Annotated in this window: 18 protein-coding genes; 3 read left to right on the top strand and 15 right to left on the bottom strand. The window is 34.2% G+C overall.

The features are described 5' to 3' along the window. Positions 1-93 precede the first annotated feature (93 nt). On the top strand, positions 94-819 hold the full coding sequence (locus tag F0362_RS08300) for a sulfite exporter TauE/SafE family protein (RefSeq protein WP_000406808.1): 726 nt from the start codon (positions 94-96) through the stop codon (positions 817-819). Positions 820-922: 103 nt separating this feature from the next. Here F0362_RS08300 and F0362_RS08295 read toward each other — a convergent pair whose 3' ends face one another. The 5 genes from F0362_RS08295 to F0362_RS08275 all read right to left on the bottom strand — a co-directional run bounded on the left by F0362_RS08295 (position 923) and on the right by F0362_RS08275 (position 4,348). Next, a complete protein-coding gene (locus F0362_RS08295; RefSeq protein WP_000361358.1) occupies positions 923-1,534 on the bottom strand; it encodes a PH domain-containing protein in 612 nt (203 codons plus the stop codon). 1 nt (position 1,535) lies between these two features. After that, a complete protein-coding gene (locus F0362_RS08290) occupies positions 1,536-1,979 on the bottom strand; it encodes a sigma-70 family RNA polymerase sigma factor (protein ID WP_229170005.1) in 444 nt (147 codons plus the stop codon). Between the two features lie 316 nt (positions 1,980-2,295). Beyond that, positions 2,296-3,030: an oxygen-insensitive NADPH nitroreductase gene (gene nfsA, locus F0362_RS08285; RefSeq protein ID WP_001002405.1), complete on the bottom strand. Its 735-nt coding sequence runs from the start codon at positions 3,028-3,030 to the stop codon at positions 2,296-2,298. 273 nt (positions 3,031-3,303) lie between these two features. Continuing rightward, a complete protein-coding gene (locus tag F0362_RS08280) occupies positions 3,304-3,621 on the bottom strand; it encodes a magnetosome magnetite crystal formation protein family (RefSeq protein ID WP_000678050.1) in 318 nt (105 codons plus the stop codon). A 148-nt stretch (positions 3,622-3,769) separates the two neighbouring features. Continuing rightward, positions 3,770-4,348: a YdcF family protein gene (locus tag F0362_RS08275; RefSeq protein ID WP_149889728.1), complete on the bottom strand. Its 579-nt coding sequence runs from the start codon at positions 4,346-4,348 to the stop codon at positions 3,770-3,772. A 160-nt stretch (positions 4,349-4,508) separates the two neighbouring features. Here F0362_RS08275 and F0362_RS08270 point away from each other — a divergent pair, with 160 nt between their 5' ends. Continuing rightward, positions 4,509-5,174 (top strand): DUF421 domain-containing protein, encoded by a 666-nt coding sequence (locus F0362_RS08270; protein ID WP_000923918.1) that lies wholly within the window; start codon positions 4,509-4,511, stop codon positions 5,172-5,174. Between the two features lie 35 nt (positions 5,175-5,209). On the opposite strand, the gene F0362_RS08265 is transcribed toward F0362_RS08270, so the two are convergent. Further along, positions 5,210-6,565 carry an MATE family efflux transporter gene (locus tag F0362_RS08265; RefSeq protein ID WP_000388385.1) on the bottom strand — a complete coding sequence of 452 codons (1,356 nt, stop codon included), beginning with the start codon at positions 6,563-6,565 and terminating at the stop codon, positions 5,210-5,212. A 142-nt stretch (positions 6,566-6,707) separates the two neighbouring features. After that, positions 6,708-7,541, bottom strand: coding sequence for a MerR family transcriptional regulator (locus tag F0362_RS08260; RefSeq protein ID WP_000906738.1), 834 nt, complete (start codon positions 7,539-7,541; stop codon positions 6,708-6,710). A gap of 269 nt (positions 7,542-7,810) precedes the next feature. Between F0362_RS08260 and F0362_RS08255 the strand changes: the two genes are divergently transcribed. Beyond that, a complete protein-coding gene (locus F0362_RS08255) occupies positions 7,811-8,974 on the top strand; it encodes a cation:proton antiporter (RefSeq protein WP_000393883.1) in 1,164 nt (387 codons plus the stop codon). 63 nt (positions 8,975-9,037) lie between these two features. On the opposite strand, the gene F0362_RS08250 is transcribed toward F0362_RS08255, so the two are convergent. The 8 genes from F0362_RS08250 to F0362_RS08210 form a co-directional block, all read right to left on the bottom strand. Beyond that, positions 9,038-9,316: a DUF3986 family protein gene (locus tag F0362_RS08250; protein WP_000417075.1), complete on the bottom strand. Its 279-nt coding sequence runs from the start codon at positions 9,314-9,316 to the stop codon at positions 9,038-9,040. Between the two features lie 91 nt (positions 9,317-9,407). After that, positions 9,408-10,757: an aspartate aminotransferase family protein gene (locus F0362_RS08245; RefSeq protein ID WP_000850992.1), complete on the bottom strand. Its 1,350-nt coding sequence runs from the start codon at positions 10,755-10,757 to the stop codon at positions 9,408-9,410. Positions 10,758-11,092: 335 nt separating this feature from the next. Then, positions 11,093-12,643 (bottom strand): solute symporter family protein, encoded by a 1,551-nt coding sequence (locus F0362_RS08235; protein WP_001098229.1) that lies wholly within the window; start codon positions 12,641-12,643, stop codon positions 11,093-11,095. A gap of 2 nt (positions 12,644-12,645) precedes the next feature. Next, on the bottom strand, positions 12,646-12,987 hold the full coding sequence (locus F0362_RS08230) for a DUF485 domain-containing protein (RefSeq protein ID WP_000817371.1): 342 nt from the start codon (positions 12,985-12,987) through the stop codon (positions 12,646-12,648). A gap of 186 nt (positions 12,988-13,173) precedes the next feature. Next, positions 13,174-13,848, bottom strand: coding sequence for a sterol desaturase family protein (locus F0362_RS08225; protein ID WP_000832137.1), 675 nt, complete (start codon positions 13,846-13,848; stop codon positions 13,174-13,176). 68 nt (positions 13,849-13,916) lie between these two features. Next, positions 13,917-14,210 (bottom strand): hypothetical protein, encoded by a 294-nt coding sequence (locus F0362_RS08220; RefSeq protein ID WP_000286358.1) that lies wholly within the window; start codon positions 14,208-14,210, stop codon positions 13,917-13,919. Between the two features lie 19 nt (positions 14,211-14,229). Continuing rightward, entirely contained in the window at positions 14,230-14,862 is a 633-nt protein-coding gene (locus F0362_RS08215; RefSeq protein ID WP_000466560.1) for a LysE family transporter, read from the bottom strand. 125 nt (positions 14,863-14,987) lie between these two features. Then, complete coding sequence (locus tag F0362_RS08210) at positions 14,988-15,716, bottom strand: YqcI/YcgG family protein (RefSeq protein WP_001005936.1); 729 nt, start codon at positions 15,714-15,716, stop codon at positions 14,988-14,990. Positions 15,717-15,819: the final 103 nt, after the last annotated feature.

Genomic DNA, 15,819 nt, shown 5'->3' with positions numbered 1-15,819 from the left:
AAGATTGCACTTATTCTATAGGCTCAAAACAGCTACATTCGATTTTCGTAGTAATAAAATATGTATTGAATTTGATTAAATAGGAGGGCTGTTTTGGAGATTACATTAATTTTCATATGTATAATATTGGTGGCTTCTGTTTTGCAAGCCAGTACAGGTTTTGGCTTTTCTATAATGGCAACACCTTTCTTACTCATGTTATTCTTGCCACAAGAAGCTATACAAATAAACATTATTTTATCATTAATTATTTCCATATCACTCATTTGGAAAATAAGAATGGACGTTGATTTTATTTTACTGAAACGGTTTATTTTTGGAAGTATAGCCGGTGTACCTTTTGGAATTTTAATCTTCATTTCCGTTAACATAAACACTTTTAAATTAACAATTAGCATCCTACTCTTACTATTAACATTGTTGCTAATATGCAATGTTAAAGTTAGATCAACACCGTTTAGAGATTTCGTAGTTGGTGGATTATCAGGACTTTTAACGACGAGTATCGGTATGCCCGGACCTCCTTTGTTACTTTACTTTACAGGAACTGATACTGAAAAAGAGAAGTTGAGAGCAACTACTTTGGCTTTTTATCTGTTTATATATTTCATTAGTCTACTAACTCAAATACTCTTTACTGGAACGAACATAACAATTTGGAAATCAAGTTTTTATGCAATTCCAATTGTATTTTTAGGTTTGTTTATAGGTCAAATTATTTTCAAATGGCTTAATCAACAAGTTTTTAAAATATTTACATATATCCTTTTGAGCTGTACAGGTATTTATCTTCTTATTGATAGTTTGCATTTGTTATAGAAAATGCTTTAGATTGCGCAATAACAGCTTGGTTTAAATGAAATTATTGTTGTATTTTTAAGCTACAAAATCATCCGATAAAAAGCGGCTATTATGCCGCCTTTTACATTAAATATTTTATAAAGCAAAGACCTGAACTTACTATCACGAGTATATTAAAGAATAAGAAAAAACCTTTTTCGAAATCTGTATACTTTTCTACTTTTACTCCGCGTTTTTTCAACTCCATAATAATCATCGCAACTTCATGTGCATACGCAATACTTCCAAACTGTATATAATTGTTATTATATTTAATCTCAAAAACGTTTTTCATTTTTTTATGTTGCGAAATAGATTGTATATCTCCTATTGGCATGCTATGTTCATTTGTTTTTTTGAAATAACAATCTAACCCTTTCATTATCATTCTTTTATTCGTTAAAACGATATAATAATAAAAAGTAGCTCCTACGTAATATATATTCGGTATAACTTTGTTATTTGCCATATATCCTTCATCTACTAATAGTTCCTTCTGAATTTCTTCACCAGCTTGTAATTCGTTGCGAATTGATTCTTCTAACATTTGTAAAGTTAATTTTTTTAATAATTCTCCATTTCTCACATAATACTTATCTATATTTATAGACTCATTCGCTTCTTTCTCTAAACGTGTAATTTCTTCTTCTGAATATTGGAGCTCATTTAACATCGATAATAATCTTTTATCCATATTACACACTCCCTTTCCACAGTTTTTGAAGTTTTTTCTTTCCACGAGAGATTCGATTGTATATATAGTCAGCCGTTACTTTTAATTCTTTTGCAATATCGTCAATGGAATATCCATCAATATACCTCTTTAAAAAGATATATCGTTCCTTTGTATTTAAATCTTGTACGATTTCCATAATCTCTTCTTGTTCTATTTCATACTTATCATGGATACCTGCATCTATTTCTACGTCTTTATCAATTTTATTCTCTTTATATACTTTCTTTTTATATTCCAATGCCTTTAATTTAGTAATACCAATCATCCAAGATTTTAAGTTGCCCTTTTCTATATCAAATTGTTCGATTTGAAACCAAATGATAGTAAATACATCATTATAACAATCATCCACATATTGTTTTTCAATAGGGGTACTTAATGATTTATGAATAATGTACAGAATTAATTTTCCATATTAATCAATCACTTCTTTCAAAGCATCTTGATCACGTTTTTTCATTGCTATAATTAAATCCTCTTCAGAATCGAAAATCATAAGCATCTTCCTTCCTCAGTTCCCCTTTAGCAGCTGCCTTTACTTACTATTGGCATTTCATTCTCATTTTCTATCACTTTTGTAAAAATTTATTAATTTTTATTTTCACTTTATATAATAACAAATAAAAAACCGAAGTTAAAAAAGTGAATCCCACTTTCTCAGCTTCGGTTTTACAAGTAATGTTATAACTTAAACTAACGTCTCAGGTTTGTCTTTTTACTCATTTTTTATTTAACCCTTTCTCACTTAAAAACTCTTTCATATGCATTCTTTTCTCTTTGGACATAAATGAGCTCATTGATTCCGTCCATGTTATGTTTTTTTGATTTGATGATCTTTCTTTGTAATATGCGCTCATCGTTTCATCATATTCGTTTAATAATTCATCATATTTCTTTTCATCATATCCATTTTCATGAAGAATTGCTGCTACCGGTAAACGTGGTTTAACTCCATGTTCTTCATCTGGCACACCGACTGTCATTCCAAACACAGGATATACTTTATCCGGTAAATGAAGCAATTCACTCACTTCTTTCGGGTTATTACGAATACCACCAATATAACAAATACCGTATCCTAATGATTCCGCTGCTAGTGCTAAGTTTTGCGCAAAAAGTGAAGCATCTACCGTCGCAACGATAAAATCTTCCACCCCTTCATGCTTTATCTCTGTACAATGCTTTTCACACGCCATTTCAAGTCGCTTTAAGTCTGCACAACAAACAAAGAATGCTGCACACTCTTTCACGTGACGATTTCCGGATAGTTCTGCTAGTTTAGCCTTTAGGTCTTGATCGGTTACATATACAACAGAATAGGCCTGTACAAAATGCGAGGAAGCGGCATGCTGCGCAGCTTGAACCATTCTTTCTACTACATCTTTCGGAATGGATTCTTCTTTATATTTACGAACTGAAACGTGTTGCTCCATTTTATGTATGATCTCATTCATGAAAAACACTCCTTTTTTCTCTTCATAATGAAAAATTAACATATCTTTTTCAATATTCACAACTTATAAGCACAAAAAGAGCAATTCTTTTTGAATTGCTCTTTTTAAAATGTCTATCAATACGGTAAATGAAATTATATCAACGATAATTTAAATATATCAACGATTCCTTGCACTATATCAACGATTTTTCGAATATATCGACGATTCGACAAGAAATATTGATTTATCGACAAATAACGACAGGATTACACCAATTTATTTCTTGTCTTATTACGCTGCTTTCAAAACTTTAATACCTTTTACGATATTCCAAATGAAGTAGTAAATTCCTACAAGAATGAATACTGCATATGTGATAGCCATCCCAATTCCCGCGCCATCAGATTGATCGAAGCCTAAACCGTATACGCCTGATACTGCTAATCCAGCAAATAAGATTGCGTACGGAAAAACATGTGACCAAAATGCTTTTTTCGCGTGATATTTCACTTCATCTTCCGCAACGAAGTACACGATAATTGGCAGTAAAAATGGTGCAAAAAAGATACTAAAGTAACATAGTGAAGATAGAATATTATTTCCTTTCATCCGATTCACCTCTAAATAGTTTTTGTTATCTTTATTATGTCAGGAATCCATTCTAGAAACTATCGCTTTACCTTTCATTAAGATGACAGTTTTGTAAGATTTTCCTCAAAATAAATCCCGCCTCGAATTTCGGGCGGGATTACTTTCACTATATTCGATTCATAAACCAATATTGCGTAATGGCTAAATATTCTCGGACATTCGATGGGATGATAATTGGCTTCGGTGTTTTGGCAGGAAGCCCTTCTAATTGCAAACCTTGTTTTGCTGCTATTTTTTTCGCTCTAAACATATGGAAATCGTTTGTTACGATCATACCTTTTTTCATATTGGCTGGAATTAACGGTTTTGAGAATGTAATATTCTCATCTGTACTCCTTGATTTATCCTCCATTATAATACGGTCTTCTGCAATATTTTGTTTCATTAATCCTTGTTTCATCGCTAATGCTTCTGAAATATCTTCACCTTTTCCTTGTCCGCCAGATACGATAGCGATTGTTTTCTCATGTGATTTTAAATATTCAGCTGCTTTATCAATACGATATTGTAATGAGTACGATGGTTTCGTACCATTTACTTTCGAGCCTAATACAATGATATAATCAGCATCGTCGGTAGCTTTCATATGCCCATGCTTATAAATGTTATATTGTAAAAAAACCGCGTACACGGCGCAAACCGTTATAATTGCTATAATATACTTAATTATTTTCTTCTTTCTCATATCCATATACTCCTATGTTCTTTGCTTCTTTCATCATAATATCCATTTATTCGTTTGTATACAGACAAATTCCAAATAACCCTTATTTATCCTCTAAAAGGTAATATTTCTATTATTTTTGGGAATAGTAAGTACAACTTCGCACGAAGGAGTGTCCCTATTGCTTCTCTTTTTATGTAACGTATCATTCTTTTTTATTTTATTTTTACTATCGCTTAAGTTACTCGGTAAATCTGCATTAGCACAACTAACTCCTCATGATTTTGGGGCTATTATTTTTTTATCTTATTTAGCTTTTCAAGCCATACCAGTCGCTGGTGCTTTACAAGCATTTCTCGGTATGGTCGTTATTACATGTTTGCACTTACTTCTTACAAAATTAAGCTTACTCAACAAACTAAATCGTTTCATTCTCGGACACCCCATTATTTTAATTAAACATGGTGATATTATTTTTGAGAACTTACAAAAAAGTAGATATCCCATACCCGAATTGCTTTCTAACCTTCGCGTCGCCGGATATCCAAGTGTTCATGAAATTGAATACGCTATTTTAGAAGCGAATGGAGCCATTAGCATTTTACCAAAGCGAGAACTTGTACCATTGACTCCAAAGGATATGAATATACATGTTAAGTATGCTGGATTACCAATCGCCCTTATTGTCGATTCTCAAATTCAATACGATAACTTAAAGTTGATCCATAAAGACGAAAAGTGGTTATATAAAGAGTTAAAAGAAAAAGGCATCACAAATATTAAAAATGTGGCCTTTGCGTCTGTTCAAGAAACGGATGGGTCTTTTGCAATTAGTTTAAAAGAATGAAAAATCCCCTTACTTGCTCAAGGGGATTTTCTTCATTATATTGCTTCTTTCTTTCCTGCTATATGTAACGGAACAGGATGTTTCATACGATTCATCGTAAATACGATAATTGCTGTCAATACTTCCGCAACCGGCATAACGAGCCAAATTCCGTTTATTCCAAATAACTTTGGCATAATCCATAACAACGGAATAATAAATAGTAACCCTCGGCTCATTATAATAAGTACTGATTTCTTCGTTTGTCGCACTGATTGGAAGTACTCTCCATACACAATGTTGTAGCCTAAAAATACGTATTGGATAAAGAACAAGCTAATACCTGTTAACGTTAACTTCAATAGTTCTGGCGATTGGACATCAAATAGACCAATGATATATTTCCCGAAGAATAATCCGACAATTATCGCAATGCCTCCGAGTACAACCGCAATCTTCACAGCAAACTGTAATCCTTCACGCAATCTTTCTGATAAATTTGCACCGTAATGAAAACTTGCGATTGGTTGTAATGCTGCTCCAACACCAAAGAATAATAGTAATGCCATCGCATGAATGCTATTCACCATTGCATAGGAAGCGACTCCTACTTCTCCTGCATATTGAACGAATGCGATGTTAAAACCAATCGTTACGATTGCTACTGTACTTTCTGCTGTAAAACTTGGGAAACCAATCACCATTATTTGTTTAACTGTATCCCATTCAAAATGGAATTTCGTCCACTTTAAAATACTACTCTTTCTAAAGAAGTGAGTTAATAATACAAGGAAACCAATTGCTGCCGAAAGAATAGTCGCTGAAGCAGCACCTGTTACACCCCATCCAAAGATGAAAATAAAGATATAGTCAAACACTATGTTTAATACAGCCGTTACAACAAGACCTGCCATTGCTAAATTAGGATTTCCATCATTTCGTATAAATGTACTTAAAATATTTTCTAACACGTATATCATTCCAAATGTTAATAACACGTGTAAATAGTCTAACGCATACGGTAAAATCACTTCATTTGCACCGAATAAGTATGCTAAATCTTCTATTCTCCATACGCAAATAGCCGCTAAAACGCCTACGATAATAACTGCTACAGTCATAGATTGCGTAAAAATAGACCTTGCTCTTTCAAGTTTATTTTCGCCTAGTGCAATCGAATATAATGTTGCTCCGCCCATTCCAATCCATAATGAAATGGAGAAGAAAATCGAAAATGCTGGAATAGCGACGTTTACTCCCGCTAAACCGTTCGCTCCAACTCCCCTACTAATCATGACCGCGTCAATCACAATATTAACTGACATTAATACCATTCCGAGAACTGCTGGTATTAAATATGAAATAAATAAACTTTTTATCGGTTTTTCTCTTAATTTTTCTGTTGCTTCCATACTAATATGCTCCTTTTTTCAACGCTCTGTTCACAGTTTAAACCTTCAAGTAACTTGAAGGTCAAGAGAGAATTTAAAAATAGGTAACTTAATTATCGTCATTGATGCCGATTTGTAATTAGTACGAGTCTTACACCTTATTTCATTGTTTTTTCATTATAGGGATTTGAATTTCCGTTACTTGCTCCTCTGGATTTTCTGTTACAGACCAATCAATTAATGCAATCTCAATCGAATCTCCGCTCACTTCATATCCCTCTTGAGAGATGTATTTCATTAACTCCTTGTATGTTTCATCTGTTTCTTCATATGGTCCATGATGATAAGCACACGCAAATATACCTGCTTTAATTTCATCTGAACTATGTACTTGAAAAGGCATATAATCCAAAAGAATAAAAACACTATTGTATGATTGAAATTCATTTTGAATTAATGCTTTTTTGGCAACCGTTACACCGATATCTCCAGAGAATAAGCTATTATCTATTTGTTTCATATTCTTCTGCAACGAATGGATATAATACTCAAACATATCATCTGTTGTATTTGGTGCAACCGCAATCGCTGTAATCTTTCGCTGCGGGATTTCTTTAACTATGATTTTTTCAGCTTTTACTTTCGTCGCTTCCTTAATTACATAAATTCTATGTTCCATTTTTGCTAAAGCATACTCAATTTCTCTTTGCTTCTTTAACATCATTTCTTGTTGCTTTTCAAGTAAATTAAGCGCATAAGATGGGTTCCGCTCATCAATATATTTCTTAATTTCCTTTAACGGAATATTTAACTGTCGTAAAAATTTAATCGTATCTAACAGTGAAAACTGATCAATTGTGTAATAACGATAATTCGTTTGCGGATCGACAATAGACGGGTGAAAAATTCCTTTTTCATCATAATACCTTAATGTAGATTCTGCGATATTATGCATTTTTGCCATTTCTCCAATTGTAAAGCGTTTGTTTATTAACATATTCCATTCTCCAATTCATTAAAAATGTTTCCTTATTTCTTCTTATTATATATTGATTCCCTCTATACCTAAATCGAATCTCATCATGAAAATCTGCTATTTTTTCATTGATTTTTTATAAATTTTATTATATATTGATTACAGGTTCAAATTACAAGTTCAAAAGAACTTGTAATCAGACCCTTTATTTAATGGTTTTTACATATTTTCATTAGGCAAATTCCGAGAAATCGTTTAATAAAAATACAAAGTGATAAGGAGAGGATCAAATGGAATTCGAATTTTTCTTTCAAATTGCACTTATTTTATTAAGTACAAAGCTTGCTGGTGACCTTAGTGTTAGATTAGGTCAACCTTCTGTACTCGGTAAATTAATTGTCGGTATCGTTATCGGTCCAGCCGTATTTGGTTGGATTGAAAACTCAGAACTTCTAACACAATTAAGTAATGTTGGTGTTATTCTTTTAATGTTTATGGCTGGACTTGAAACAGACTTAGAAGAATTAAATGCAAATCGTAACTCTTCTTTAGCAGTTGCACTCGGAGGTATCATTCTTCCATTCGTAGGTGGTTATGTTTCCGGTCTTGTTATGGGAATGGAACAAGGGAACGCTGTATTTTTAGGATTACTTCTATGTGCGACAAGTGTTAGTATTTCCGTTCAAACACTTCGCGATTTAGGTAAGATGAAAACACGTGAAAGTACAACGATGCTTGGAGCAGCTGTATTTGATGACATTCTTGTTGTTATTTTATTAGCATTCGCAATGAGCTTCTTAGGTACAGACGATGTTAACTTAACAATGGTTATCTTGAAGAAGGTCGTATTCTTCGCTTCTATTATTTTAATCGGATGGAAAGGTGTTCCAGCGATTATGCGTTGGTTATCACCACTACGCGTATCTGAGTCTATCGTGAGCGCGGCTCTTATTATCTGTTTCTCATTCGCATATTTCGGCGAATTATTAGGAATTGCTGGTATTATCGGTGCTTTCGCAGCTGGTATCGCAATTTCTCAAACGAACTACAAACATGAAGTAGAAAAGAAAGTAGAACCGATTGCTTACGCAATGTTCGTTCCAGTATTCTTTGTTAGTATCGGTATGAATATTACATTTGATGGTATTGGTAATCAAATTTGGTTCATCTTAGCATTAACAGTTATCGCTGTCTTCACAAAACTAATCGGTTGTGGATTTGGTGCACGCATGACTGGATTTGATGCAAAGTCTTCTGCAATTATCGGTGCTGGAATGGTTTCACGTGGTGAAGTTGCACTTATCATCGCAGGAACAGGTCTTTCTTCTGGACTATTAGCACAAGATTACTTTACAGCTATCGTTATTGTCGTTATTTTAACTACAATGATTACACCACCAATGTTAAAATACACTTTTGGTGCCAAAGATAAAGCAATGAAAGCAAGTAAATAAGTTTACTATAATAAAAGGAGATTACTATTTTATAAAATAGTAATCTCCTTTTTCATTTTCTCTTTAAACAATCTCATTCGTCTTTAACCATTTTTCAAAAATAGTCCTTGCTTCTTCATCATCAATATTATCACGAAATGAATATACTTTAATGCCATAGTCATCGATATATTCACCTAGCTTCATTTCCTCCACTTTCTTATAAAAATCGTCTACCTCATAGTGCGGAATATAAGCATCCCAAACTGGTTCCTTTATTCTTTTGTACGCTGTCACTTCTAAATCATATCCATCTTCATAATATCCGATGTGATAATGTTGACTAGGATCATATTTCTCCATTCATATCCCCTCCCTTTAAAAAACTACCATATTTCACGTAATAAACAAAAGCGAGCCTTATATTACAGCTCACTTTTGTTCTTTTATTTGATTAAATACGCTCCATCGCTGTCTTCAACGTACCAACAACGAAAGCAATTTCTTCACTTGAAATAACAAGAGGCGGCGCTAATGTTAAAACATTATTATACCCTGCTGTTGTCATACCGTTTCGTCCTATAATTAAACCTTTTTCTTTACAAGCATTTACAACAGTCGCGATTTTGTCGTTATCAATTGGTTCTTTCGTCTCTTTATCATTTACTAGTTCAATTCCTACTAATAGACCTTTCCCTCTAATATTTCCAACTAGCGGATGTTCCCCGATTTCTTCTTTTAATTGCTCTAATAAAAGTGAGCCCATTTGTGCAGAGCGTCCAATTAAATCTTCATTTTCCATAATCTCTAAGTTTTTAAGTGCTAATGCACAAGCCGCCGGGTTTCCACCAAATGTATTAATATGGCGGAAAAATTCATATTCCCCAGTTCCTTTAAATGCTTCATAAATTTCTTTTTTCACAGCTGTTGCTGATAATGGTAAGTATGCACTCGTAATACCTTTCGCCATCGTAACGATATCAGGCTTAACATCATAGTTCATAAATCCAAATGCTTTTCCTGTACGCCCGAAACCACAAATCACTTCATCACTAATGAGTAGCGCACCGTGTTTTTGACATGTTTCATGAACAGCTTTCATATAGTCTTGTGGTGGCATTAAAATACCTCCGCCTGTAATGATCGGCTCCATAATAAATGCGGCTATCGTTTCACTTAATTCCCATGTCATAACACGATCTACTTCTTTCACACACTCTACATCATAAATATTTTGTGATTCCATTTCTGGCATACGATAACAATCTGGCGGTGTTACGTGTAAAAATCCTGAGGCAAAAGGCTCATATTGATATCTACGCTGCGCTTGTCCCGTCGCTGCCATTGTCGCCATTGTATTTCCATGATATCCTCGGTAACGTGACATAAATTTATAACGATGTGGTTCACCTTTATGTGCATAGTATTGCCTTGCTATTTTAAAAGCTGTTTCATTCGCTTCTGACCCACTATTTGAGAAGAAAATAACATATTCTCCTCCAAGCCACTCATTTAACTTTTCAGCAAGCTTTATTGCTGGCTCATGTGATTGCGACATCGGAAAGTACGATAATGTTTGTAATTGTTCATAAGCCGCTTCTGCGAGTTCTTTTCTTCCGTACCCACTATTCACACACCAAAGACCACTCATACCATCTAAATATCTTTTTCCATGTATATCTTCAACCCAGCACCCTTCTGCTTTTGCCCCTACCATTGTACTACTTGGACTAAAGGGACGCATGCCGTGCCAAACATATTGCTCATCTTTTGCTAATAATTCGTCAGTTTGTTTCGTTTTCATCATTTCTTCCACCTTCCATAACAACTTATTTTTCACAAAAGCTGCGCTGGTGCCATGATGATTTAAATTTCTCCCTGCTTATTTTCATTCCACAAAATTATGACAAATCCTACTTACAACACAGTAATATTTATCCCGCATTAACGGGCAGTAACACACCCACCCCAAAATTCAGCTGGAGCAAAGAAGTTAGGTGGGAGATTAACTGCCCGTAAAAGCCCGATTGGTGCGGGCTAATAATCAGTGAGCATGCCCCCCACTGATTAAAGTTTCACTTTATAAGAAAATGACAAAAGAAAAAGAGCTTTTCTTTTAATACGAAAAGCTCCTCTTTTTTAATGTGAAGATGCGTCGCTAATACCATGACCAGTATTCGATTTCACAAGAATTTCATCAAACTTCGCTACATCTTCTTTCTTACTAGAGAAAATAGTTCCTAAATATGCTGCTAGGAAACCAAGCGGAATCGAAATAATGCCAGGTGTCGTATATGGGAATAAGGCTTCTCCAACAAAAATAGCTTTTCCAGCTACAGGGTTCCAGACGTTTGGACTTAACGCTACAAGAACAATTGATGATACGAGTCCAACGACCATACCAGAAATGGCACCCGTTGTATTAAAACGCTTCCAATAGATTGTAAATAATATAACTGGTAAGTTTGCACTAGCCGCGACTGCAAATGCTAATGAAACTAAAAATGCTACGTTTAAGGTTTGCGCAAATAACGCAAGTATAATAGATACTACAGCTACTCCAATCGAAGCATAACGAGCCATGGACACTTGCTCTTTTTCCGTAGACTTTCCTTTACGGATAATCTCGTTATAAAAATCATGCGCAAATGCTGATGCTGCTGTTAATACAAGTCCTGCTACTACAGCTAAAATGGTTGCAAAGGCAATGGCTGATACGAATGCAAATAAGAAGTCCCCGCCTAATGCTTTAGCTAATAAAGGTGCTGCCATATTACCAGCTGGATTTGCTTTAATAATTGCCTCATTTCCTACAAACGCTGCTGCTCCAAACCCTAAGAAAATTGTCATAATATAAAATGCGCCAATTAACCATGTCGCATACACAACAGATTGACGTGCCGTTTTTGCATCTCGCACTGTAAAAAAGCGCACAAGAATATGTGGTAATCCAGCTGTACCAAGGACTAGTCCTAAATTTAAAGACAGTGTATCAAGACCATCTTTATACTTTACTCCTGGATTTAAAAACGAATCTTTTAATGGTGTAGCTGTTTTCATTTGAGCAAACATTTCAGTCACACTAAAATTAAATTTTGCAAAAACGATAACAGAAATAATAAATGTACCAGCCATTAGTAATACAGCCTTAACAATTTGTACCCAACTCGTAGCAGTCATACCACCAAAAATAACGTACACTGTCATTAATGTGCCAACGATTAAAACTGCTGTCGTATATTCTATTCCTAATAATAATTTAATAAGTGCACCCGCACCGACTAATTGGGCAATCATATAAAAAATTGAAATTGTCATCGTATTCAGGGCAGCAATACCGCGAACTTTTTTCGCATCAAAACGCGCTGCAATCATATCTGCCAATGTGTACTTCCCTAAATTTCTAAGCGGTTCTGCAACTAGGTATAATACAACTAAATACGCAACTAAAAATCCAATACTATAAAAAAATCCATCAAATCCAGTTAACGCTATCGCTCCAGCAATACCGAGGAATGACGCAGCAGACATATAATCCCCAGCAATGGCCAGACCATTTTGCCAACCCGTTAATCCCCCTCCAGCCGTATAAAACTCACTCGCATTTTTCGTTTTTTTCGATGCAAAATAGGTTATGACGAGCGTACCAAGAACAATAATTAAAAATAGTGCAAACGCAGTAGTATTCAAATTCAACTCCTCCCTTTTTGCATATCTTGTAGAATTTTCCGCGAAATTTCATCAAAGGATTGAGCTTTCTTACTATAAATCATACATAATGACCATGTCATAATAAATTGCGCAAAAGCAAATACCCATGCCCATGTCACATCACCGAATGCTGGTGTATTAAGCACTTTCGAATACGATGTTAAAATAGGTAGCGCAATAAAAAAACTGAAAAAGAAAATACTCATTGGAACGATAAACTTCTTCTTCGTATTTAATAACAATTGAAATTCTTCTGACTGAACAACCTCTGTATAATTCACTTCATTTTGCAACTTACGTGCTGACGTATCATCTCGTTTCATCCTCTACTCCCCTCTCCAACTCGAAATACACTTCCCCTTCGTATACACAAAGACTAAATTTTATAAATATTCAGAAACTTAATTTCATTTTAGACAATCCATACATTCCTGCAAAGATTTTTCGGTAGACATTTTTCGTCAATTTTCTCTAAATTTTTAATATACTTTTTCACAATAAAGTGCAACTTAAATCCGTATGGGTTTCGTACACCCCACACCGATTATTAGCCCGATTCTAACAAATACCCGTACACATTTTTTCCTCGTTAAGAAAGAAGTGATGCTTAATTCAACGTCTTTTCCATCTTTAAGCGTTCCAAATATAAAATCGAATACTGGATTTGAAACACCAAACCAAAACTTTTCGTTTTTATAATGGTGTAATATATGCTGTTTTTTTAGCCACCTTCCAAACTTAGTGACGGGACGAATCGGCTTATGTGCAATATAACGTTTCCATTCATAAACAAGGAGCATGATAATCATTCCGATTCCAAATGAAAGTGTAACGGTAACACTTTTTGTAATACCATATGATATAAGTAAATATATAGTAAAGCTAGGTACACTAAACCATACAGGCAAAAATAAAAGTTTCAAATCATCTGGGTATACGTGATGATCATAATGTAATCTTCTTAACATTTTTAATAAAAATACGTTTTTAGGCGGCTTTAAATGGAATAAAAAACGATGGGTCATATATTCGTTAAGCGTATAAAAAACAATACCAAACAGACACGCTAACATACCGATCCATTTGAAAAATTGCATTTTTAAAATAATGATGAAAATAAATAAAATACTATACATAATAACAATATCATGCTGTAAAAAGAACTCTTTCCCTACTCTCTTCATCTTACTTCCCCTTTTTCAAAAAAAAACAGCCGCAACGTATCGTTACGACTATTTCTTTTCTATTCACTTTACAAATTTGCCCGCTGTTCTATTGTCGAGAAAAAATTGTTTGTTCCAAATATATTTTGCTTCGGAATAATGTGTTCTACTGCAAACACTGTTACTTCTCCCCTTTGTACCTCTCCAATAATGAGTCCAAATACTTCATGATTTACTGCAAACGTTGGTTGTTTCGTTTGTAGCAATCTGGCTGCAGTATTAAATACCGCTTCATATAATGGATCCCTATCAGTAATTTCTTTTCGGATTTTTGGTGCTAACGTAATAATAATTTCTTTTCCGTCAATAGTGGTTCGATACATAAAAATCTCCCCTTCAATCTTATGTGAACAACTGTAAAGCTTTGTATGCAAAATGGATAGAATATCCTACTAAAATAATACCTGCTCCGGCTGTTATGTAGCCAAGTGCTTTCTGTTTTAATAAAGTCCTTCCAAAATGTACAGAAAAAGCAATATTTAAATTCCATAAAATAATACCAACAATAATGCATAGACTGTACAAGAAAGCTTCTTGTTTCGTTACCTTCGTAAGCAATGAGCTAAGTGTGCTTCCATATATACCAAACCAAAAAACAAGATTTAATGGATTGGATATAGCAATTAAAAATCCTGCCATAAACGATTGTTTAAGGCCACCTACCTCTTCTTTTTTATATTCCATATTCGAGTGGGAAATTCCTTGTTTTACACTTTGAAATCCTAAATAAAATAATAAGAAAAACCCCGTGCAGTACATAAAAGCTTGTACGTATGTATACATAAACACAGAAGATAAACCGAAATAAATGAGAAGCATAAACAAAATATCTGCAGTCATTCCACCAATTCCAACAACCCACGCATGCCAAAACCCGCGTTCAATTCCTCGTTTTAACATTTCAATATTAATTGGACCTACTGGTGCCGCTAATGAAATACCTAATACAATTTGCTGTATAATTGCTCCAAACATCGCTCTATCCTTTCTACTTCCTTTACTATTAAGTAATGATGTAACCTTTAAAAATAGACTAGCTTTCATAATAAAATACCCTTTTTTATCCAAAATATACAAAAGAGCCATCTAGATGATGGCTCTTATTTCTCTACCTTATGATGAAAAGGACATTTCCCTTTTATTGGCTCAATATCGTCTCCAATAAAATATTGTTTCCATTCTCGATGGTCAGGATCACCGTAATGACTAATGTTAGGATGTTTCGGCAGCTGATCCCACTTTTCAACTCGTTCACGAACCATTTGTCTTGAATACGCCCCTTTAGGACGATCACCTTCTAATCCATCGAAAATGGTACGTGGCTGAAATCCAATAACGAGTGAATTTCCTAAATGCCTAGTCTTTCTCTGTTTATAAGCCGGTGCATTCCCAAATGCAAATATCGGTTCACCACCGAATGAAAATTCCCATAAATAATGATTTGGATCTTCAGGAACTTGCTGCGGCCATGTTTGATTATCGTGTTCATGTAAATACTGTAGTACTTTCCAAAAGTAATCACGATAATATTCAAGTGATTGTTCTTCACATTCCGGTTCCACAAAAAGAAAAAAGCCTCTTCTTACAATCGGTCGCTCTTTCATTAACTCTAAAAAAGATAACATTGTATGTGGCAAATGACTCCAATCATTATGAGAAAGAAATGAATAACGAAGTTCATTCTTTTTCAACGCTGTTAAACCGAAATAACATGGGAAAGTTGCATCTAACACGACGCTTGAAAAATTTTGAAATTCTTTTGCAACCCAATTCGGTATATCCGTTCTCATTCTCATTCCTTCATTATCTAATAAGTACGACTCGTTCATTCTTTCACCTCATTATGTATAGCATTCAATAAAGAATATTACATAACCAGCCTGTCCTATACCTTTTTGAACATTTGACCAGAAAATTATTTAAAAATACAAA

Source organism: Bacillus sp. BS98 (genome assembly GCF_008432245.1).
GTDB lineage: Bacteria > Bacillota > Bacilli > Bacillales > Bacillaceae_G > Bacillus_A > Bacillus_A toyonensis.
Note: the sequence above shows the minus strand (reverse complement) of the source record. Positions and strands in the feature narration are given on the sequence as shown.

Excerpts from the sequence above, each read along its gene's own strand:
- F0362_RS08295 (WP_000361358.1), bottom strand. The coding sequence starts at position 1,534 with ATGGATAAAAGATTATTATCGATGTTAAATGAGCTCCAATATTCAGAA.
- nfsA (WP_001002405.1), bottom strand. The coding sequence starts at position 3,030 with ATGAATGAGATCATACATAAAATGGAGCAACACGTTTCAGTTCGTAAA.
- F0362_RS08280 (WP_000678050.1), bottom strand. The coding sequence starts at position 3,621 with ATGAAAGGAAATAATATTCTATCTTCACTATGTTACTTTAGTATCTTT.
- F0362_RS08275 (WP_149889728.1), bottom strand. The coding sequence starts at position 4,348 with ATGAGAAAGAAGAAAATAATTAAGTATATTATAGCAATTATAACGGTT.
- F0362_RS08265 (WP_000388385.1), bottom strand. The coding sequence starts at position 6,565 with ATGGAAGCAACAGAAAAATTAAGAGAAAAACCGATAAAAAGTTTATTT.
- F0362_RS08260 (WP_000906738.1), bottom strand. The coding sequence starts at position 7,541 with ATGTTAATAAACAAACGCTTTACAATTGGAGAAATGGCAAAAATGCAT.
- F0362_RS08255 (WP_000393883.1), top strand. The coding sequence starts at position 7,811 with ATGGAATTCGAATTTTTCTTTCAAATTGCACTTATTTTATTAAGTACA.
- F0362_RS08250 (WP_000417075.1), bottom strand. The coding sequence starts at position 9,316 with ATGGAGAAATATGATCCTAGTCAACATTATCACATCGGATATTATGAA.
- F0362_RS08245 (WP_000850992.1), bottom strand. The coding sequence starts at position 10,757 with ATGAAAACGAAACAAACTGACGAATTATTAGCAAAAGATGAGCAATAT.
- F0362_RS08230 (WP_000817371.1), bottom strand. The coding sequence starts at position 12,987 with ATGAAACGAGATGATACGTCAGCACGTAAGTTGCAAAATGAAGTGAAT.
- F0362_RS08225 (WP_000832137.1), bottom strand. The coding sequence starts at position 13,848 with ATGAAGAGAGTAGGGAAAGAGTTCTTTTTACAGCATGATATTGTTATT.
- F0362_RS08220 (WP_000286358.1), bottom strand. The coding sequence starts at position 14,210 with ATGTATCGAACCACTATTGACGGAAAAGAAATTATTATTACGTTAGCA.
- F0362_RS08215 (WP_000466560.1), bottom strand. The coding sequence starts at position 14,862 with ATGTTTGGAGCAATTATACAGCAAATTGTATTAGGTATTTCATTAGCG.
- F0362_RS08210 (WP_001005936.1), bottom strand. The coding sequence starts at position 15,716 with ATGAACGAGTCGTACTTATTAGATAATGAAGGAATGAGAATGAGAACG.